Consider the following 20,287-nt stretch of genomic DNA (forward strand, 5'->3'; position numbering starts at 1 on the left):
TGAGTGTGTCGAAACAAAGAGTTGCCGTAATAGGGGCAGGACCCGGTGGATTGGCTGCTGCGATGCTACTAGCGCATCGTGGCGTAGACGTCACCGTATTTGAGAAACAACCGTTTGTAGGAGGCAGAACGTCACGTCTACAAGTAGGCGAGTTCACGTTTGACCGAGGACCTACATTTTTAAATATGCCTTACATTTTAGAAGAGATCTTCGAAGAAACGGGACGTGATTTACATGATTACGTCGAGATGAAACGGCTAGAACCGATGTATGATTTGTATTTTGATCGTGGGACGCGCCATCTCTCGATGACGACTGATCGTGACCAGATGCATCAAGCCATCGAAGAACAATTCCCGGGAAATGGGGAAGGATATGAACGGTTCATGAGCGAACAGGCGATCAAGCTCTCCAAGTTGATGCCTGTTCTTCAAACCGCGCATGACAAACTGACCGACTATGTCTCATTACGCGTACTCAAAGCGTTACCGTTCCTTTCAATCGGGAAGTCGCTTTATGACGTCTTATCCGAGTACTTCACGAGCGAAGAGTTGAAGTATGCGTTCACGTTCCAAGCAAAATATTTAGGAATGTCCGCTTGGGAATGTCCAGGCGGTTTCTCGATTTTATCTTATATGGAGCATGCATACGGGGTTCATCATCCGATTGGAGGCGTGAATCAACTTTGTTATGCGATGGCGAAGGTCGTAGAAGAAGAGGGTGGCGTGATTCGCTTAGGTGAACCAGTAGAGCGTCTTCTCATGGATGACAAGAAAGTGACCGGTCTCGTAGCAGGGAGCGTTCATTATGCGTTCGACGAAGTCGTGATCGGTGCTGACTTTGCTCACGCGATGACGTCGTTAGTCCCAGACGGCAAACTGTCGAAGTGGAGTCCGGCTCAACTGAAGAAGAAACGCTACTCGTGCTCGACATTCATGCTTTATCTCGGGCTCGATCACGTCTATGAAGACGTGGCACACCATTCGATTCACTTCGCAGACGATTATGAGTTGAACGTCAAAGAGATGACGCAAGAGTTGAAACTGAGCGAGGATTTCTCATTCTACGTTCAAAACGCCTCGCGCATCGACCCGACGCTCGCACCTGCAGGAAAATCGTCGCTATACGTCCTCGTACCGGTACCGAACAACTTATCTGGTTTGCCATGGGAAGAGTTGCAGCCAACGATGACAGAACGTGTACTCGACGCCCTTGAGACACGGTCACCATACCGAGACATTCGCCAACATATTGAGGTGATGGAGACGTTGACACCTGAGGATTGGGAAACGTTCGGGGTATACGAAGGCGCAACCTTTAACTTGGGCCATAATCTATCGCAAATGATGTATTTCCGTCCGCACAATCAGTTTGAAGAGCTCGACAACGTCTGGCTCGTCGGTGGCGGGACGCATCCAGGAAGCGGGCTTCCGACCATCTTTGAATCAGCGCGCATCACAACGAACTTGTTGCGTGACCGGGCAGGTGTCGGCCGATGAACATCAGCTTTGTCGGGGCCGGGGTCGGCACACTTTACGCCGCCCTCTTATTGACGAAACGAAACCCTTCACTTCACATCACGATTTACGAGAAGGAAGCGCGTGTCGGTGGACGACTAAACTATGTTGAATTTGAAAATGGAGCGAAAGTCGATGAAGGTCCGACGATCGTCTTGTTACCGGGCAAACTGAAGCAACAGTTGATGGAAGCGGGGCTACCGGAAAGTGAGGTCGAATTACTCGAAGTCGATCCACTCTATCGTTTGCGCTATCAAGACGGGACATCGTTCTATAAATATCGGGATATCGAGCGACAGGCAGAAGAGATCGAGCGGACTTTCGGCGAAGGGGACGCATTCCGTCATTATATGTCGCAGAAGAAAGAAGAGTATCGGATTGGGTTCGATACGTTTTTAGACCGCAGTTATGCATCGAAAACAGAGTTGTTCGAACCTAAACTATTGCTTCTCCTCATGCGCTTGAAAGCATATGAAACGGCCCATGCGAACATGAAACGTTTTTTTGAGGACGAACGCTTACGTGTCGCCTACAGTTTACAGACGCTCTATATCGGTGGGAACCCTTATGCGACCCCCTCGTTATATGGACTCATTCCTTATCGTGAACAAGAAGAGGGAGTCTGGTATGTAAAAGGAGGATATTTCTCGCTCGCGGCGAAAATGGAACAAGAGCTGAAACGACGAGGTGTTCATTTCGTAATGAATGCGACCGTCAATCGTGTCCACGTCACGAACGGTGTAGCCACTGGCGTCACGGTCAATGACGAATACGTGCCTTATGACGCGGTCGTCGTGAACGGTGACTTTCCGCTTATGGAACGACTCATTGATGGCGTGACACCGAAGACGTATGAACCGTCCAGTGGTACGCTACTCCTTTATTTCACGGTCAGCGGAGAAATCGATTTACCGGTCCATCAATTCGATTTACCGAATGATTTTGAGGGATCGATGCGAACAATCTTTGAGGATGGTAAACTAAGTGAGTATCCGGCGATGTACACGTTCAATCCATCACGGATTGATCCGACACTTGCGCCGAATGGGACGAGTGTATTATATGTCCTCGTTCCGGTACCTCGTAAATTGGAGCGAGAAGACTTTGAGACGCAAGGAACGATTGACCATCTATTAGGAAGACTCGAGGCACTATTACCCGATTTTCGGGACCGTGTCATCGAGATGAAAGTACGGACACCGATGGATGCCGAGCGATTTGGTCTATTTGAAGGAGGAAGTTTTGGGATTGCACCAAAATTGTCTCAATCAGCCGCTTTCAAGCCACAGGCAAGACCGTTCCCAAAAATCGAACGATTGTATGCGGTTGGTGCATCTGTCCATCCATGTGGAGGCGTGCCGATTGTCATGATTGGTTCACAGTTACTCGTGAAAAAATTGGAAGAAGAAATGGGGGCAATACATCGTGACGACACAAGAAGCGTATCGTCAATGTGAGGAAATCATGAAGAAAGGCTCGTTGACCTTTTATCGGGCCTTCTCTTTGCTCTCAAAACCAGATCGACAAGCGGTCATGGCCGTGTATACGTTTTGTCGGACTCTTGATGATGCGGTCGATGAATCAGACCGTCCAGAAGAGAGTTTGGCGTCGTTTTTGCATGCATTCGATCGCTTTTTAGCAGGATATGACCAGGATGAAGCGCTATGGGTCGCCCTTCGAGATGTATGGCAACGCTATGAGATGGACGTCGATCCATTCTTTGAGCTAGCAGAAGGCATGAAGTGGGATTTACATAAATCACGATATGAGACGCTCGAAGAGACCGAGCAGTATAGCTATTATGCCGCGAGTACGGTCGGTTTGATGCTACTCCCGATTCTTGTCCCGAATCAAGACGCCGAGACGAAACGTCAGCTCCGACAAGGCGCCATCGACCTCGGCATCGCGATGCAACTGACCAATATTTTGCGAGATGTCGGGGAAGATTTGAATAGAGACCGCATCTATTTGCCACGCACGATGATGCGACAGTATGGCGTAAGTGAAGAGGTGTTACAGCAACGTGAAGTGACACCTTCCTTCATCGAGCTATGGGAGGCGTTGGCGAAGCGCGCGGAGTCCTTGTATGAGCGGGCACGTGCGACCCATCACCTCTATCCACTCGCCAGTCGAAAACCGGTTCAAGCAGCAGCTCTTCTATATGAAGGAATTTTAGATGCAGCTCGAGCAAACGGATATGACGTCTTCACAAAACGGGCATACGTATCGACCTTACAAAAAGGAAAGTTGTTAGCAAAATTATAAGTCATCCAATCTACTGTAGATGCTCCTCGCGTCTACAGTTTTTTGCGCAAAAAAAAACCACTTTTGGCGGGGGACCAAAAGTGGCGTAAGCGTTATGTGATCCATTCATCGGGGAAATGAATGAATCGATTTGTGATGAAGCCCTAAAGATGTGCCGGGATTCATGGGGAATGAATCAGTTGGGACATCTTCGTTGAAACAGGATGCTTGATGGACTAAGGGGGAACATCATACGCAAGCTGTCTCAACTACGGGATACGAGTGGGGAAACTCGCTCATCACTTTTTTCTCGGGTGTGACAAGTTCAAAACGCGATGAGGCTCGGGGAAGCCATTCGATCGCTACAGGTGCAACAAACGTTACAGAACTGCTTGAACTCGAATATGATATTATCACGTCTTTCAATTGTCGACAAGTGTCGAAACTCGCGTTCACAAAATGTTCATATTGTCAGAGGTATGTCCTCTAACATCGATCGTGCTGCGAATTGTCCTGAAAGCGTGACCATTGGGCTCCCGCCTCCAGGATGGGTCGAACCACCTGCAAACCAGATGTTTGACACGTCCGTCGACCGAGCTGCCGGTCTAAAGAATGCCCCTTTTTTCGAATTGGCCGACGTACCGTAAAGTGCACCGTAGTATGCATAAAAATCACGCGTTAAATCTTGCGGTGTCACACGTTGATGGAAAAGGACCTCTTCATCTTCCCAGTCCACGCCGAACTCACGCAACCGGCGACGAATCAAATGCTCATACGTGTCGGCATCGATGTCAGTCAAATGGGCAGGTGCATTGACGAGAATGAACAGATTGTCGCCAGCCTCGCCCATCGATGAATCGGTTGCGGATGAATTGGAGATATAGATAGTCGGCTCGTCCGCATAGCGCTCTTCTTGAAAGAGTGATTTGAATTCTCGCTTGTAGTCGTCAGAGAAATAGACGTTATGGTGAGCCAGGTTCAATCGCTTCGATAGTCCGATCATTAAGACGAATGCAGAGATGGACGGTTCGACGGTATCGCGTGTCGGGACTGGGAAAGAAGGACGGTCTTTCGCGTCGACAAGTCGAGGATATTGCGTGAGTAGCTCGCCATTGAGCAAAACGGCATCGCAAGAGATGACTTCTTTATCGTCGACGACGACTTCATGGGCTTTCCCGTTCAAGACCTCGATTTTCGTCACTTCGTGTCCGAGACGGAATGTCACTCCGAGTTCACTCGCTCGCTTCGCAAACCCTTTCGCGATGTTCCAGTTGCCACCCTTCGCGAAGTAGACGCCATCATTTAATTCTAGATGCGCGATGAGCGCGAACGTTCCTGGCGTCACGTACGGGCTGCTTCCGATGTATGTCGCATATCGGTCGAGTGCCTGGATGATGCGTTTGTCTTTGAAGTATTTTTGATGAAGGGCATGCAAACTTTGGAGCGGGTGCACTTTTACCATGTCCGCCCAAAGACCCGGGTCTAATTTTGTCTCCATGCGGGTGAAGAAGCGTTCGTTCGCGATACGGAATAACTTCTCCGCTTCGTCTAAATAAGCCTGTAATTGATTTTTCTTCATTTGATCATTGGTCAAACGTCGCACTTCCGCCTCGAGCTGTGCACGATCTGCGCTAAATGTGAACGAGGAGCCATCCGAATAATGATTGACGGTATGTTGATCGAGTTTGATCAATTCGAAATAATCATCCGGGTTGGCACCACTGTTTCGGATGACGGAACGAAACACATCTGGCATTGTGATCGTATTCGGACCAAAGTCAAAACGATGACCGTCGGTAATGACGGGCATAAGTTTTCCGCCGACATGTTCATTCTTTTCAATGACCGTGACGTCATAGCCGTGTGTGGCGAGCGTGACGGCAGCGCTCAGTCCACCTAGTCCGGCTCCAATGACAACAATTTGCTTCATACATGTGTCCCCCTTAAGTAAGACGCTCGATTAAGAATAATGGCGACCTTTCCACGTGATGGGTAGTCGTCTCCACTTTCGGATGACGGCGTTCCCGAGTAAGGTCAGATAAGCGATTAAGCTGAGTGGATGCAACCATGTACCGGATCCATGTGATCTCATATCGACAGCAAGTCGGGCGAGGAGTACGAAGAGTGCCGCACTGATTGTTTGCCAACTCGGTGAAACGAGCCATGCGAACATGGCGGTCAACTGGATCCCGTAGTACGTCAAGAAGTACAAGGCAAGCCCTACTGATTCATTCATTCCCTTGAATACGTTTTTTGAAAACCCGCTCCATACTTCTTCATTCGTCTCATACATATCACATGAGATAAACGGGGCGACTTGAACGAGTGATGTCACTTTTCGATGTCGCTTGAACGTCCGACATAAATCGATGTCATCGATTAACGATGATCGGATCGTGGCATGCCCACCAACTTCCTCGTAACTGTTTCGCTCGACGAGTACGTTCATTCCGTTCGCTGCCGCAAATGCTGGATGTTTTACTTTACGCCAAAACAAAGGCAGGTGTTGGGCGATGAGTACGTGTTGCATCGGGATCAACAATTTCCCGAGAAATGTCGTTGTCGGAAATTGGGGGAATCCTGATAGGAAGACAGCCTGCTCGCGACGGAGAGTGGCATGCATGCGGGCAATAAAGCTCGAATCGATCGTGACGTCCGCATCTAAAAAGAGGAGATACGGTTCAGTCGTGCGTGATGCGAGTTGATGACAGGCATGGACTTTGCCGGCCCAGTCATTAGGCAAAGGGACTCCCTGAATGACGGTGAATCGGACATCGTCCCCAATCGCGCGATTCAATCTTTCGTATGTATCATCTTCGGAGCGGTCTTCATAAATGTAGACATGAGTATTCTCCGGAATCGCCATTTGTAAATTAGAGATCAATCGGTCGACATGTCGAGACTCATTCCGCATCGGGATGCAGACGGCCGTCGCAGGTGTTTTTCCAGGAGTTGCGAGCGGTCGTAAAAACGCTAGATTGATGAGTGTGAAGAGCAGCATACTGAGGGTCACAATCCAAAGTATCATGATTCCCTCCTCCCGAGTCGGACGAGCGTTTCTGTCCATTCGGCAAGGTTACGCCGCGAACGAAACAGGGGAGTGTAGGCGGTCGAACGTGTGATGACGTCATCTCTGACGTCGTCATACAGCTGTTCAAGTGCCTGCGCAATCTCCTGCTTCTGACCTCTCCGTGTCGACGAGGTTACGTTGTGCTTTCGGAATCGGACATAGACGACGGGTTCCGCGTGGCTTTCGAATGCATAATACATGGCGCATAAATGAATCGGGCGATCATTTAGTAGAAGGGTCGCTCCTGATTCGATTTCGACAGGTCGCTGTTCTTGTGGAACTTCTCGACCTTGCGGATATATCCATACGGATTTGCCTGATGTCAGCAACTCATTCGCGTAGGCGAGGGAAGCTCGTACGTCGGAAAGACTTCCCTTTTTTACTGAGAAGGCGCCGAGGTGACGAAAGAACGGGAAGCGGCGCAAACCGTCCTCGTCCATCAATACATGAATGTCATGTCTCAAAAAATATTCATTCACCATATACATGACGAGCCCATCCCACCACGCACTATGTGTACTCAAAATCAATCCTGGCGTCGGGATATCATCAGTTCGTATGTAAATATTGTGGAACGTCGGACGAATCTGACGTTCTCGTACGAACGTTGAGAAGACGTTATTGAACCATCTCTTTTTGTGTGACTCGATCATCGCGACCTCTCCTTTCTAACAGAATGACCCCGGACGTCAACATGCTAAGGAAACCAATCCCATAGAGACCTGCGTTCACGGCTGTGACGCCGAACAAGGCGTGAAGCATGACGAACAAGTACACGCCATGTCGGATGAATAAAGCATCGACGGATCGTTCATGGCGTTGTAACAGCCATGAGAAAATGAGAGAGAGTCCGAACCAGCCGATAAAGTTTTGGGTCGGAATATCATAATACAGCCCATCGTTCGCCCATTCCCAATACCCCTTCACGTTAGCCGCCACCGGGTCGATCGCCATATCGAGCCATACCGCGAGAATCGGGACGAGCCATAAAATATGGTTACGGAATGTGAAGAGACGGGCCACGGCAAAACTAGAACCGATCACGGCGAGCCACGCCGCACCGATTGTGACAGGGACTCCAAACACCGTCGGACCAAACGCCTCGGCATAGATGTATTCACTGAACGGGAACCCGGTTTTCACGCCGAGCGTCTCGACAGCGATTGAACCAAAGAAAATAAACGGGACAATCCAGGCGCCTTGCCGCACGCCTTGATAGAGAATGGTTCCGCCAATCGCACCGGCGAGCCATAAAAAGACAGGGTTTGCCCACTCTAGCCAAGGCGGAAGCAGGTCGAACCCAACCAAAATTAACCCAATGAAATACCAGACAATAAACCATTTCCAAATAAACGGATACACTTTCATTCCATCACCTCTTCTTTCATTCTAAAGCTCATCGGAGTCTTCGTCTAACAAATGCATGTACGAAAAAAGAGCCTCGTCGAGCGAGACTCTTAATTGGCCATCCGTTTCCGTTTTTTCACGAACGAAAAGGCGATGAATAAGACATAGAACGGCACCGCGATAAACCAGAATGTCGGCCACTCTTTCCAACGTGCGAACATCATGTACGTCACGTAGACGAGACTGATCGTGATGATAAAGGAGTGGCGTGGCAATGGCACATCTTTAAAACTCGGGATACGGACGCGGCTGACCATTAAAAGGGCGAGCCCTGTAAAGAAAATTGGCGTCAATAGTTCGCTGACGCGGTCACCGAACGTCGTGATGACAGCGAGAAGTCCACCAGCGGCCGTGATTGGCACACCGGAGAAGTAACTCGCCGCAACGTTTGTCGCAGACAAGTTGAAACGGGCGAGACGGTATGCACCGAATAGCGGGAACAGTGCCGCAAAAAACAATCCATAATTGCCGTAATCAATGAAAAACGTATAGTAGGCGAGCATCGCTGGTGCGACACCGAACGTGACGATGTCGGCGAGCGAGTCTAGCTCTTTCCCGAAGTCCCCAGCGACTCCGAGCATACGGGCGAGGCGCCCGTCTAAACTGTCGAGCATCATCGCGATGATGATTAACAGTGTGGCGTTTGAAAAGTCACCACGTGCGGCGTAGACGATTGCGACGACCCCACAAAATAAGTTTCCGAACGTAAAGGAGTTTGGGACCCACGAACGGATGCGTTCTTTCCACATAATTTTGCCCCCAGTAAGGTCATTGGCTAAACCAGCGACCGTTTGTGAATTGCAGTAAATCTTCTGGCTTCAACTCGAGTTGAAAGCCACGTTTCCCAGCAGAGATGGTGATTGTCTCTTTTTCTTTGGCTGCTTCATGCACATACACCGGAAAAGGTTTCTTCGCTCCGATCGGAGAGACACCCCCTCGGATATACCCGGTCAGAGCTTCGAGCTCTTTCATCGGGACAGGGGCTGCTTTTTTCGCTCCCCAAGCTTTCGCGGCTGCCTTCAAATCGATGTCACGCTCTCCGGAGATGAGAAAGAAGGCGTATTGTTTTTTCTCGTTCATGAGACAAATCGTTTTGTATAGTTCATCGAGCGGTTTCTGCAATGTCATCGCCACGTGTTTGGCGGAGACGTCAGACTCATCGACTTCATACGTATGATAAGTGAACGGAATCTTCTTTTGTTTCAGTTGCCGAGCGGCGTTTGTCAGTTGCATCTGACTCATCCTTTCGTGACCGACTCCTTTTAGAATAGCAAATCAACCAACTGCCCGGCAATTGAACTTCAAAAAACTTTTCAGTAAAGGAAGGAGTTTGACGGAATGACGAAGAAATGAACAGTGATTCATTTTAAAGGGGGAATGAAAGTGGAGACGATTCAATTGACGACACACAATGGGGTAGGGTGGTTAAAACTGAACCGCCCGGAAAAGCTGAACGCCTTGAACGAGACGTTGCTTCGCGAAATGAAAACGGCAATCGATGAATTTGAACAGGACGACGCGGTTCGCGTCATCGTCCTTGTCGGTGAAGGCCGGGCGTTCTCATCTGGGCAAGATTTAACGATTGAGAGCGATGCAGATTACGGGGAATATTTAGAAGATGTGTATCATCCACTCGTGCGGGCGCTTTTCTCGAGCCGTAAACCAATCATCGCGGGGATTCATGGCGTCGTCGCAGGGGCGGGGCTTAGTTTGGCACTTGCGGCAGACGTTCGAATTGTCGCCAAATCGACGAAGTTCAGTTCAGCCTTCATTAAAATCGGTTTGGTCGCGGATGCGGGCGGACCATATCACTTGCGCCGTCTCATGCGAGACGATCTCGCTTTAGATTGGTTATGGAGTGGCAGTACCATCGATTCAGAAGCGGCGCAGACGTTCGGACTCGTCACAGAGCTCGTGGAAGATGCGATGTATACGGAACGATTGACATCATACGCGGAGACGCTTGCTGCAAAATCACCAGTCGCCGTCCAAGGGATGAAGGCGCTCATGCGAGCTGCTTCGTTTGAAGAGGGACTGAGTGAGGAAATCGAATGGCAACGGAAGTGTGGGGACACAGACGTTCACCGCCAGGCGATGCAGGCATTCTTAATGAAATAAAAAAAGCGGCCGCGGCCGCTTTTTTACGTGGTTGTTTTTGCTTCGAACTGGAAGCCTTTTTGTTGCCACGTCCCATATTTCCAACGGCGGAACGCGAAGAAACCGCGGAACCATTCATCAAGAGAGAAGGCGAGCCAAATCCCGAGGATGCCGAGTCCCATTTGAAGACCGAACAAGTAACTGAACGCCACGGCGACGCCCCACATCGAAGCGATTCCGATCATGACCGGGAAACGGACGTCCCCAACGGACTTCAATGACCCCATCAACACGATGTTCATGGCGCGACCCGGTTCTAAAATGAGCGTTGCCCATAAGATTGGCACGCCGACCGCGATAATATCAGGGTTTGAGGTGAACAGCCCAAGTAGCGACTCGCTGAATACCGCCAAACCAAGAGAGGCGACGAACGAGGCGAACATGGCAATTTTCAACGTTTTAACGGCGCGATGATACGCCTCTTTGAAACGTTTGCCTCCGATATCTCGAGCGATCAGGAGTTGCGTCCCTTGTGCGACAGCGACGGTGAACAAGAAAGCGAGCATCGACAAGTTCATCACATATACGCGAGCAGCAAGGGAAGCCTCGCCCATCGTCGCGATGAATCCCGTGATGATGATTTGTGATGCCTGATACGATAAGTTCTCCCCAGCAGAAGGGACGCCGATTTGGAGGAGCGACTGAATGTCGTCTTTCTTCGGACGAATCACTTCTTTTAATGGGAAGCGGATCATAAGCTTCCGTTTGACGAGCCAGAACAACAGAATCATGGCAGCGAATCGTGCAATCACGATGGCCCAGGCGACACCAGCAACACCAGTGACCGGAAGTCCGAACAAGCCGGTAACGGCAAAGATGGCACCGACGGCAGTGATAATATCAATCAACAACGTTGCGAGCATGGCGTGTTTCGTCATACCGTGACTCCGGAGGATTGAGCTGAGCGCCATGATGAGTGCTTCGGTGAATAACGACAAGCCGACAATTTGTAGGAACAACAAACCGTGTGCGAACAATTCGTCCGATAGACCGAATAGGCGTAAGAACGTCTCACCGAACAAGAAGATGACGACGACCATGATTGCACCGAGCCACATATTCAAACTGACAGCGGAGCGGGCGAAGTCCCGACTCTTCTTCATGCGCCCTGCCCCGATGGCCTGACCAATCAAGATGGTCGCGCCGACAGACGTCACACTAAAGACAATCAAGAACACGTTTAAAATTTGGTTGGCGACCCCGACGGCCGAAGCGGCGGCGTCTGAGTAGTGTGCGAGCATCAATGTGGCGATGATCCCGGTTCCCATATGGAGGGCAAGCTCGATGAAAATCGGCCACGACAGTTTGAACAGGGTGAGCTGTTCCGTTTGTTTCGTCTGCATGTAGTGTATTCTCCCTTTTCTCTATAATTCTTTCTGTTAACTATTTGTTTTATAAAAATGTCAAAGGTCATCTTACTCCTTATAAAATGAAAAAGATAGGGGGTTTGCTAAATTATTTTCAACAAAAAAATCACCCGAAGAAATCAGGTGATTTTCGAAATTATTTCAATTTCAGAATAGCTGCACTAAATGGTGCCAGTTCGATTTCGAGTGACTCGAGATTGCGGTCGTGTAACAAATCATAGGCGGCGCCACGATAACCGAGCGGACTTAGTTTCGAAGTGGAGTCCGAGTTGTTGAAGTAGACCAAGTACGTCTCATCTTTCGTGCATCGCTCGATGATGACGGCGTTGTTGGCATCGTCAACCAAGTTGAAACGATACGAGCCAGCGTTCGCGAGCACGGGATGGTCTTTTCGTAGCTGGATAAGCTTTTGGATGTAGCGGAAGAGGTTCCGGTCTTCAACGGATTCGTCCCATGGCATACAGCGACGGCATCCTGGGTCTTGTTCGCCTTCGAGTCCGATTTCGTCTCCGTAGTAAATGCATGGGCTACCAGTATATGTGAGCATCGAGGTCATCAAAAGCTTGAACTTTCCTTTATGACCTTTCGCCCGAGTCAACGCACGTGGTGTGTCGTGTGAGTCAATCAAGTTGAACGTGACTTCGTTGACGTTCATCGTGTTCATCATCTCGACACGCGTCAATTCATTACGGAACTCAGAAGCGGTCGTCCGGTCGAGCGCAAAATAGTTCAAGCTCGCGTTCGTGAACGGGTAGTTCATAACAGCGTCGAACTGGTCACCTTGTAGCCAAGGCTGCGAATCGTGCCAGATTTCCCCGAGGATATAAGCTTCTGGGTTCGCTTGTTTAACTGCCTTGCGGAAGTCACGCCAGAACGCATGGTCGACTTCGTTGGCGACGTCAAGACGCCACCCGTCGATCCCGAACTCTTCGACCCAGTAACGGGCAACATCTAATAAGTAAGCTTTTAATTCTGGATGCTCCGTATTAATCTTCGGCATGTTCTTCTCGAACGCGAACGTATCATAGTTCGGCTTCGGTTCTGTGACAACCGGGAAGTCGCGAAGATAGAACCAGTCGCGGTACTCAGAAGACGGACCGTTCTCGACGACATCTTGGAACCACGGGTGATGGTATCCGATATGGTTGAAGACGGCGTCGAGCATCACTTTGATGCCATTGTCGTGTAAGAGGTCGACCATCTCTTTGAACTTCTCTTTCGTCCCGAACTGTGGATCGATTTCCATATAGTCGAGCGTGTCGTACTTATGGTTCGTCGTCGCTTTAAAGATTGGACAGAAATAGACTCCGGTAATGCCGAGCTCGACTAAGTGGTCAATATGGTCGATCACCCCTTGGAAATCGCCACCGAAGAAGTTGGTGATCGTTGGCTCTGTCGAGTTCCATGGAAGCGTGCCTTCTGGATTGAGTGAAGCATCTCCATTTGCGAAGCGGTCCGGGAAGATTTGATACCAAACCGTATCTTTCACCCAAGAAGGTGCATGGAAGATATCAACGGGATTGATGAACGGGACGCAGAAGTAATAGCCCGTATCATCGAGTGGTTTTTCCTCGAACCATCCTTTTTCGGTATAGACGGCCGTCTCTTGTCCGTCATTCAGACGGAATCCGTAGCGAAGGCGACGGAATGGAGGCTTAACTGCAATAAACCAGTAGTCATAGGCGTCGTCAAAACCGATTTTCTCCATTGGAGTCTCGTATGTACGCCAGTAACTCGGTTTGTCCGGATCAAAGTTCCACATCGCCGGGTCTTCAGAATGCCAATCGTATGGGTCGTTCCAAATCAAATCGACCGATTCGATATCGCCACGCTTCGTATGGAAACGAATGTGGATCGTCTCACGATCATATTTGTAAACGAACGGGGACATGGCACGATGATAAATCGCTTCTTTCATCATAAGGAAAACATTCCTTTCTTTTATAGGGGATGACATCATTTTACAACACTGTGAATCAAAGAGAATAGGTGTTGCGAAAACGTTTGCTCAAGCAAAGGTTAATAAAGCGTTTACATTTTGTCAATTGCTGAAACTCATAAAAAGTGAGGAATTAAGAACAAAATTTTATAAATTACATAAATGGGTCAACAGACGTAAAAAAAGTGTAAAAAAAGACTTGTAAAACGCTTTCACAACTGTATAATAAAAATTGAGGTGAGGATGCAAACGTTTTCACTACCGTGTCAATTTCGTAGCGGAGTTTTAAAATTGACGTGGTCGTGCGATTGCGCAAATCTGACCATACTATTTCCTTGGGGAGGTTTTTCATCATGAAGATGAAAAAAATGGTAGCAGGACTTTCAACAGCAGTATTCGCATTCGGTGCACTTGCTGCATGTGGTGGCGGAACAGACAACGGATCTTCTAACGAAGGTGGTTCTTCAAGCGAGAACAAACCTGAAAAGATCGTCATCTGGGAAGACATCGAAAAGTCTGAAACAACGAAAGAAGTTGCGAAGGCGTTCGAAGAAGAGCATGGCGTAAAAGTTGAAGTCGTTGAAGTACAGATGACGGATCAAAAAGACAAGCTCGCACTTGACGGTCCAGCTGGTAAAGGTCCAGACATCGTTCTCGTACCACACGACCAAATTGGTACAATCGCTGACCAAGGTCACTTGGCTCCGATCGCTGACGAAGGATCACTTGATGCATTCACAGACGCTGCGAAATCAGCTGTTATGTTCGATGGTCAAGCTTACGGATATCCTAAATCAGTTGAGACACCAGTTCTCATGTACAACAAAGACTTGATGTCTGAAGCTCCAGCATCTATGGACGACCTTTACAAGTTGTCAAACGATGTGAAAGCTGATGGTGAGTATGGATTCCTCGCACTTTGGGATAACTTCTACTTCGCACACGGTGTTGTCGCTGGATTCGGCGGATACGTGTTCAAAGAAGACGGTGGCGCACTCGACCCATCTGACATCGGTTTGAACAACGAAGGTGCAGTTGAAGGATTCGAATACATCGGTAAATGGTACGAAGAAGGCCTCTTCCCTAAAGGATTGATCGGTGAGTCTGGCGGCCAGGCGATGGACCAACTCTTCACTGAGAAGAAAGCTCATTCAGTCATGAACGGACCTTGGGCTGTAGCTGGTTATACAGATGCAGGCGTGAACCTCGGAGCGGCTCCAATGCCAACACTTCCGAACGGTGAGCCAATCAAGACGTTCATGGGTGTGAAAACATATGCCCTTTCAGCTTACACAGAAAACCAAGAGTGGGCTGAAATGTTCCTTCAAGAGTTGACGAATGAAGAAAACGCATTGGCAATGTTTGAAGCTTACAACGAGATCCCACCAGTAGCAGCACTCGAGTCGAACGAGACAATCACGTCGAACGAAGTTGCGAAAGCGGTATTCGATCAAGCAACAAACGCAATCCCAATGCCGAACATTCCTGAAATGGGACAAGTTTGGGAGCCAATGGCACAAGCACTTCAGCTTGTAGCGACTGGTAAACAAGATGCACAAAAATCTGCAGACGATGCAGTGAAAGTCATCGAACAACAAATCCAAGCAAACAACCAATAAGGAATTGAAATGACGGGGTGCGCCATATGGCGTTCCCCCTCATTTTCTAGCATTGAGCAAACGTTTGCTTGATTGATTTGCTCAAATCGAAAGGAGAAACTGAGGATGGCTGCAATTGCGAACCCTAAAACACCGGACCAACGCCCGGACAAGCCTACAAACCATGCTCGGAACGCGGGACTACTTTCCATCATTCCGGGACTCGGACAGTTATACAATAAACAATACGCGAAAGCGGTAGCGTTCTTTATCGTCGTCGTATCATATTTTGCCGTAAACTATGATCTATTTTTCAAAGGGGCGGGCGCCGGACCAGGTGACCGTGGAGGACTTTGGGGATTGATCACGCTTGGTGAAGTGCCAGGACCTCGTAACGACCACTCCATCTTCTTGATGGTCGAGGGGATTGTCGCGTTAATTTTACTTTTCTTCGGAATCGCGTTCTATGTTTGGAACATTCGTGACGCCTATCGTGTCGGTCGCGCTCGTGATCAGCATCTAAACCTTCCATCGTTCCAAATGCAACTTCGCAACTTGCGTGACCATGGATTCCCATACTTAATGTTAATCCCATCACTCATTTTGTTAGTGTTTACAGTTATTCTTCCATTGATCTTCACGTTCTTGATCGCCTTCACGAACTATCGCTACAACAACGCACCACCAGCGAAACTCGTCGAATGGGTCGGATTCGAGAACTTCACGCGTATTTTTGAAATCGATATCTTCCGTGACACGTTCGTCGGGGTACTCGGCTGGACGCTTGTCTGGACGGTCGCTTCAACGACAGGGGTCATCGCAATCGGGATCTTCCTTGCGGTGCTCTTGAACCAAGAGGGTCTACGTTTCCGTCGCTTGTTCCGCTCAATCTTAATTTTGTCTTGGGCAGTTCCGGCATTCATCACGATCTTGATCTTCCGTTCGATGTTCAACGAATCGTTCGGGGTGTTCAATACGACGATTTTACCGGCACTCGGTCTTGACCCAGTCAACTGGATGACCGATCCGACAGCAACACGAACAGCACTCGTTCTCATTCAATGGTGGCTCGGATTCCCGTTCATCATGACGCTCATGACAGGGGTTCTTCAATCGATTCCTGGTGACTTATATGAAGCAGCGACGATTGACGGAGCAACCATCTTTGATAAGTTCCGCTTGATCACATTGCCGATGCTCTTGTTCGCAACAGCACCGATCTTGATCACGCAGTTCACGTTCAACTTCAACAACTTTAACATCATCTATCTCTTTAATGGCGGTGGCCCTGCTGTACCTGGACAAACGGCCGGCGGTACCGACATCTTGATTTCTTGGATTTACAAATTGTCTCTCGGTGCCAACCCGCAATACGGACTTGCGGCTGCGATCACACTTATCTTGTCATTCTTCATCATGACGCTTGCCGTGATCCAATTCCGTCGGACAAAATCTTTCAAAGACGAGGATATGATCTGATATGAAAAAACAAAAACGAATCAATTTGGCGATCTCGTATGTCATCTTGACGCTTGCGTCGATCATCATTCTCTATCCGATGCTTTGGGTTGTCGGTACATCGTTCAACCCAGGGCGTACGATCACGTCAACGATTATTCCAGCGAACCCGACGTTTATTCACTATAAAAACTTGTTCGACCTAACGATTTCGGATTATAGTTTATGGTATGTGAACACGTTGAAAATCGCTTTCATCACGATGGCACTCTCTGTCGTCTTGGTGACGATTACTGGTTACGTCTTCTCACGCTATCGTTTCGTCGGACGGAAGAACTCACTCGTCTTGTTCCTCGTCCTTCAAATGGTGCCACAGTTCGTTGCGATCATCGCGATTTATGTATTGCTCAACATGCTCGGCCTTCTTGACACACATACAGCGCTCATCTTGCTCTATGCGGGTGGTGCGATTCCGATGAACACGTACTTGGCGAAAGGGTACTTCGACACGATTCCTAAAGAACTTGACGAAGCTGCTCGAATGGATGGTGCAGGTCACCTCCGAATCTTCTGGCAAATCATTTTGCCACTTGCGAAGCCGATTGTCGCAACGATTGCTCTCTTTAACTTCATGGGACCATTCAACGACTTTATCTTGGCATCGCTCGTCCTTCGTTCACCAGAGAAACAAACATTGGCAGTTGGTCTTTACAACATGATTTCGAAACAGTTCGATAACAACTTCACGTTGTTCGCGGCAGGTGCGGTTCTTTCAGCCCTTCCGATCGTCATCTTGTTCTTCATGTTCCAACGCTACTTCGTTTCTGGCCTTACAGCGGGTGGTACGAAAGGATAATACTCGTAAAAGGAGGAAGCGATATGAGGCGAGGCGTCGTGCTCGTGCTCCTGTCGCTTCTTTTGTTTCCGACCGTCGTCGGTGCAAAGGAAGCTGCTACTTGGGAACAAGAACGCATGTATTTTATTATGGTCGACCGATTTGTTGACGGAAATCCGGATAACAATGAGCAGGTCGACAAAGATGACCCGAAAGCATTTCATGGCGGAGACATCCGTGGGGTCATCGAGAAGCTCGATTATATCGAGTCACTCGGATTCACATCGATTTGGTTGACACCTGTTTTTGAAAATATGCCAGACGGCTATCACGGGTATTGGATTAAAGATTTTTATAACATCGACCCGCAATTCGGGACGAAAGAGGATTTGCAGGAACTCGTCGACGAGGCACACAAACGAGACATGAAAGTTATTCTCGACTTCGTCGTCAACCACGTCGGTCCAAACCATCCGTGGGTGGAAGAAAAGCCGGAATGGTTCCATGAACAGCTGCCGATCGTATTCTGGAAAGATCAAGAACAGGTCGAGACGCATTGGTTGTTCGATTTACCGGACTTCAAAACAGAAGACCCGGAAGTCAAATCGTATTTGATTGATGCGGCAAAGTATTGGATTGAAGAAACCGACATCGATGGCTATCGCCTCGACACAGTCCGTCACGTCGATAAGGCGTTCTGGAAAGACTTTGTCGAAGGTGTTCGGTCGGTAGACCCGGACTTTTACTTACTCGCCGAAGTGTTTGACCCGGACCCACAATACGTCGCGCAGTATGACGACCTCGGGTTCAACAGTATCACGAACTTTACATTTTATGATCGTGTCTCGAAAACGATGACGCAACAGCAGGCGAACGTTGATGAAATCGATGTTGCCGCAAGCTATGCCGAAACGTTCTTCAACGACCCGAACCAGATGGCGACGTTCCTCGATAACCATGATGTCGAACGGTTCATGCATATGGCCGAACTCGGTGGTGTGGAATCAGCGGAACGACGGTTACGCCTCGGGTTGTTCGCGCTTTATGCGTCACCGGGTATGCCGATCGTTTTCCAGGGAACAGAGAATGCTCAGACGGGCGGGGCCGATCCTGCGAACCGAGTGATGACTGAATTCCCGGGAAATGAAGAGTTACATGAATACGTCGCAACGATGAACCGCATGCGTGAGGAGTACCCGGTCTTTGCGACAGGTGAACAGCGCATGATTGCATCGGAAGACGGGATGGCCGTCTTTGAGCGTAAAGACGGAGATGACGTCGCATTATATGCGATCAACATGAACAGTGAGGATCGAGAGATTAAGATCGAGGTCAGTGAAATCGGGGAAGATACAAGACTTCGCGGTCTATTATTCTCACAACTGGTCACAGATCAACGCGGAACGTTTACAATTGAACTATCTGGTGAAAGTGCGAACGCTTACATCGTCGAGGAATCATCGGTAAATCCGTGGATGATGGGCTTACTCGTTGTCACGATTCCGATTTTCTTGACAGGTTTGGTCATGTGGAAGCGCCGCAAATAAAGATATGAATGGCCGAAAGGCACGAATTGAATTCACGGAAGCAGGGGGGAACACCATGCAAATCACAATTAAAGATGTTGCGAAGCATGCGAACGTCGCGCCGTCGACGGTATCTCGCGTCATCGCCAACAGCCCAAGAATCAGTCAAAAGACAAAAGAACGGGTCAGAAGCTCGATGGAAGAGCTCGGTTATCATCCAAACATTCATGCGAGAAGTCTCGCCAACCGCTCGACACAGTCGATTGGTCTCGTCATGCCGAGCGCGGCGACAAAGACTCTCCAAAACCCATTCTTCCCAGAAGTGCTACGAGGAATCAGCACGAAAGCGCACCAAAATGGTTATTCACTCTATATGACGACCGGTGTGACAGAGGAAGAAGTGTTGTCGGGTGTCATCGAGATGGTACAAGGACGCCGCGTCGACGGTGTCATCGTCCTCTATTCACGTGAAGACGACCAAGTCGTCCAATACTTACGACAAACGAAGTTTCCGTTCGTCGTGGTCGGGAAGCCGTTCGGGGACGCTTCTTCGATTACGTACGTCGATACGGACAACTATTTGGCAGGTCGTGAAGTGACGAAGCACCTCTATAATCTAGGTCACCGTCGCATTGCCTTCATCGGGGGATCGGACAAACTCGCTGTGACGCAAGATCGCCGTAACGGATACGCGACGGCTCTCATGGAGGCTGGCATTCCAGTAAGTGAAGACTATATCGCACGGGCTGAATTCATGACAAAAGGCGGGGCGAAGGCCGTTCGTGAGTTGCTTCAAAATGAAGAGCCGCCAACCGCGGTCGTCGTCAGTGATGACATGATGGCACTCGGTGTCATCAGTACATTGAGTGAGATGGGGCTCAAAATCCCAGAGGACGTAGCCGTCGTCAGTTTTAACAACGTCTATATTGCGGAGCACTCGAATCCGCCACTCACATCGGTCGAAATCAACATTTTCGGTCTCGGTTTTGAGGCGACGAACTGCTTGATTGAACAAATTAGCGATAATGCGCCACCTTACGGGAAGCGCGTCATCGTCCCGCACTATTTGGTCGTCCGCCAATCGTGTGGCCAGAAGAAGAGCAAGGTAACCGAGACATTAGAATCGAATTCCTGATTGTTTAGACGATCTCGCGAGAGCGAGGTCGTTT

The 20,287-nt window shown here is 49.1% G+C and carries 17 protein-coding genes; 9 read left to right on the forward strand and 8 right to left on the reverse strand.

What is annotated here, in order from left to right:
* Positions 1-5 precede the first annotated feature (5 nt).
* The 3 genes from KNO91_RS00400 to KNO91_RS00410 are packed head-to-tail and all read left to right on the forward strand — an operon-like array spanning position 6 to position 3,782.
* Positions 6-1,499, forward strand: coding sequence for a phytoene desaturase family protein (locus tag KNO91_RS00400; protein ID WP_214794493.1), 1,494 nt, complete (start codon positions 6-8; stop codon positions 1,497-1,499).
* A complete protein-coding gene (locus KNO91_RS00405; protein ID WP_214794491.1) occupies positions 1,496-2,974 on the forward strand; it encodes a phytoene desaturase family protein in 1,479 nt (492 codons plus the stop codon). The genes KNO91_RS00400 and KNO91_RS00405 overlap by 4 nt, the downstream gene beginning before the upstream one ends.
* Positions 2,943-3,782: a phytoene/squalene synthase family protein gene (locus tag KNO91_RS00410; RefSeq protein ID WP_214794489.1), complete on the forward strand. Its 840-nt coding sequence runs from the start codon at positions 2,943-2,945 to the stop codon at positions 3,780-3,782. The genes KNO91_RS00405 and KNO91_RS00410 overlap by 32 nt, the downstream gene beginning before the upstream one ends.
* Before the next feature lie 442 nt (positions 3,783-4,224).
* Here KNO91_RS00410 and KNO91_RS00415 read toward each other — a convergent pair whose 3' ends face one another.
* From KNO91_RS00415 to ybaK, 6 genes are all read right to left on the reverse strand, one after another.
* Positions 4,225-5,691 (reverse strand): phytoene desaturase family protein, encoded by a 1,467-nt coding sequence (locus tag KNO91_RS00415; protein WP_214815547.1) that lies wholly within the window; start codon positions 5,689-5,691, stop codon positions 4,225-4,227.
* A 30-nt stretch (positions 5,692-5,721) separates the two neighbouring features.
* The gene (locus tag KNO91_RS00420; RefSeq protein WP_214789652.1) at positions 5,722-6,789 is read right to left on the reverse strand and encodes a glycosyltransferase family 2 protein; all 1,068 of its coding nucleotides are present in this window, start codon (positions 6,787-6,789) and stop codon (positions 5,722-5,724) included.
* Positions 6,786-7,484, reverse strand: a complete 699-nt coding sequence (locus KNO91_RS00425; protein WP_214815550.1) for a lysophospholipid acyltransferase family protein — start codon at positions 7,482-7,484, stop codon at positions 6,786-6,788. Before KNO91_RS00425 ends, KNO91_RS00420 begins: the two co-directional genes overlap by 4 nt.
* Entirely contained in the window at positions 7,450-8,199 is a 750-nt protein-coding gene (locus tag KNO91_RS00430; RefSeq protein WP_214794483.1) for a carotenoid biosynthesis protein, read from the reverse strand. Before KNO91_RS00430 ends, KNO91_RS00425 begins: the two co-directional genes overlap by 35 nt.
* Positions 8,200-8,288: 89 nt before the next feature.
* Positions 8,289-8,987: a CDP-diacylglycerol--serine O-phosphatidyltransferase gene (gene pssA / locus KNO91_RS00435; RefSeq protein WP_214789647.1), complete on the reverse strand. Its 699-nt coding sequence runs from the start codon at positions 8,985-8,987 to the stop codon at positions 8,289-8,291.
* 19 nt (positions 8,988-9,006) lie between these two features.
* A complete protein-coding gene (gene ybaK, locus KNO91_RS00440) occupies positions 9,007-9,471 on the reverse strand; it encodes a Cys-tRNA(Pro) deacylase (protein WP_214815553.1) in 465 nt (154 codons plus the stop codon).
* A gap of 144 nt (positions 9,472-9,615) precedes the next feature.
* Between ybaK and KNO91_RS00445 the strand changes: the two genes are divergently transcribed.
* A complete protein-coding gene (locus KNO91_RS00445) occupies positions 9,616-10,356 on the forward strand; it encodes an enoyl-CoA hydratase/isomerase family protein (RefSeq protein ID WP_251126521.1) in 741 nt (246 codons plus the stop codon).
* Between the two features lie 23 nt (positions 10,357-10,379).
* On the opposite strand, the gene KNO91_RS00450 is transcribed toward KNO91_RS00445, so the two are convergent.
* On the reverse strand, positions 10,380-11,738 hold the full coding sequence (locus KNO91_RS00450) for an MATE family efflux transporter (RefSeq protein WP_214794477.1): 1,359 nt from the start codon (positions 11,736-11,738) through the stop codon (positions 10,380-10,382).
* Between the two features lie 160 nt (positions 11,739-11,898).
* Positions 11,899-13,683, reverse strand: coding sequence for a glycoside hydrolase family 13 protein (locus KNO91_RS00455; protein WP_214794475.1), 1,785 nt, complete (start codon positions 13,681-13,683; stop codon positions 11,899-11,901).
* A gap of 371 nt (positions 13,684-14,054) precedes the next feature.
* Here KNO91_RS00455 and KNO91_RS00460 point away from each other — a divergent pair, with 371 nt between their 5' ends.
* The 5 genes from KNO91_RS00460 to KNO91_RS00480 all read left to right on the forward strand — a co-directional run bounded on the left by KNO91_RS00460 (position 14,055) and on the right by KNO91_RS00480 (position 20,253).
* Positions 14,055-15,320 carry an extracellular solute-binding protein gene (locus KNO91_RS00460; RefSeq protein ID WP_214815559.1) on the forward strand — a complete coding sequence of 422 codons (1,266 nt, stop codon included), beginning with the start codon at positions 14,055-14,057 and terminating at the stop codon, positions 15,318-15,320.
* Between the two features lie 105 nt (positions 15,321-15,425).
* Entirely contained in the window at positions 15,426-16,778 is a 1,353-nt protein-coding gene (locus KNO91_RS00465) for a sugar ABC transporter permease (protein WP_074032667.1), read from the forward strand.
* Position 16,779: 1 nt separating this feature from the next.
* On the forward strand, positions 16,780-17,613 hold the full coding sequence (locus KNO91_RS00470) for a sugar ABC transporter permease (protein ID WP_214696113.1): 834 nt from the start codon (positions 16,780-16,782) through the stop codon (positions 17,611-17,613).
* A 23-nt stretch (positions 17,614-17,636) separates the two neighbouring features.
* Complete coding sequence (locus KNO91_RS00475) at positions 17,637-19,139, forward strand: alpha-amylase family glycosyl hydrolase (RefSeq protein ID WP_214794473.1); 1,503 nt, start codon at positions 17,637-17,639, stop codon at positions 19,137-19,139.
* A 55-nt stretch (positions 19,140-19,194) separates the two neighbouring features.
* Entirely contained in the window at positions 19,195-20,253 is a 1,059-nt protein-coding gene (locus tag KNO91_RS00480; protein ID WP_214789630.1) for a LacI family DNA-binding transcriptional regulator, read from the forward strand.
* Positions 20,254-20,287 lie beyond the last annotated feature (34 nt).

It is taken from the genome of Exiguobacterium sp. s59 (genome assembly GCF_018617475.1).
GTDB lineage: Bacteria > Bacillota > Bacilli > Exiguobacteriales > Exiguobacteriaceae > Exiguobacterium > Exiguobacterium aestuarii.

What these genes read in the sequence shown, in the direction of transcription:
- KNO91_RS00450 (WP_214794477.1), bottom strand. Translation starts at nt 11,738, where the DNA reads ATGCAGACGAAACAAACGGAACAGCTCACCCTGTTCAAACTGTCGTGG.
- KNO91_RS00470 (WP_214696113.1), top strand. Translation starts at nt 16,780, where the DNA reads ATGAAAAAACAAAAACGAATCAATTTGGCGATCTCGTATGTCATCTTG.
- ybaK (WP_214815553.1), bottom strand. Translation starts at nt 9,471, where the DNA reads ATGCAACTGACAAACGCCGCTCGGCAACTGAAACAAAAGAAGATTCCG.
- KNO91_RS00430 (WP_214794483.1), bottom strand. Translation starts at nt 8,199, where the DNA reads ATGAAAGTGTATCCGTTTATTTGGAAATGGTTTATTGTCTGGTATTTC.
- KNO91_RS00420 (WP_214789652.1), bottom strand. Translation starts at nt 6,789, where the DNA reads ATGATACTTTGGATTGTGACCCTCAGTATGCTGCTCTTCACACTCATC.
- KNO91_RS00460 (WP_214815559.1), top strand. Translation starts at nt 14,055, where the DNA reads ATGAAGATGAAAAAAATGGTAGCAGGACTTTCAACAGCAGTATTCGCA.
- KNO91_RS00425 (WP_214815550.1), bottom strand. Translation starts at nt 7,484, where the DNA reads ATGATCGAGTCACACAAAAAGAGATGGTTCAATAACGTCTTCTCAACG.
- KNO91_RS00455 (WP_214794475.1), bottom strand. Translation starts at nt 13,683, where the DNA reads ATGATGAAAGAAGCGATTTATCATCGTGCCATGTCCCCGTTCGTTTAC.
- KNO91_RS00475 (WP_214794473.1), top strand. Translation starts at nt 17,637, where the DNA reads ATGAGGCGAGGCGTCGTGCTCGTGCTCCTGTCGCTTCTTTTGTTTCCG.
- KNO91_RS00465 (WP_074032667.1), top strand. Translation starts at nt 15,426, where the DNA reads ATGGCTGCAATTGCGAACCCTAAAACACCGGACCAACGCCCGGACAAG.
- pssA (WP_214789647.1), bottom strand. Translation starts at nt 8,987, where the DNA reads ATGTGGAAAGAACGCATCCGTTCGTGGGTCCCAAACTCCTTTACGTTC.
- KNO91_RS00445 (WP_251126521.1), top strand. Translation starts at nt 9,616, where the DNA reads ATGAAAGTGGAGACGATTCAATTGACGACACACAATGGGGTAGGGTGG.
- KNO91_RS00405 (WP_214794491.1), top strand. Translation starts at nt 1,496, where the DNA reads ATGAACATCAGCTTTGTCGGGGCCGGGGTCGGCACACTTTACGCCGCC.
- KNO91_RS00415 (WP_214815547.1), bottom strand. Translation starts at nt 5,691, where the DNA reads ATGAAGCAAATTGTTGTCATTGGAGCCGGACTAGGTGGACTGAGCGCT.
- KNO91_RS00480 (WP_214789630.1), top strand. Translation starts at nt 19,195, where the DNA reads ATGCAAATCACAATTAAAGATGTTGCGAAGCATGCGAACGTCGCGCCG.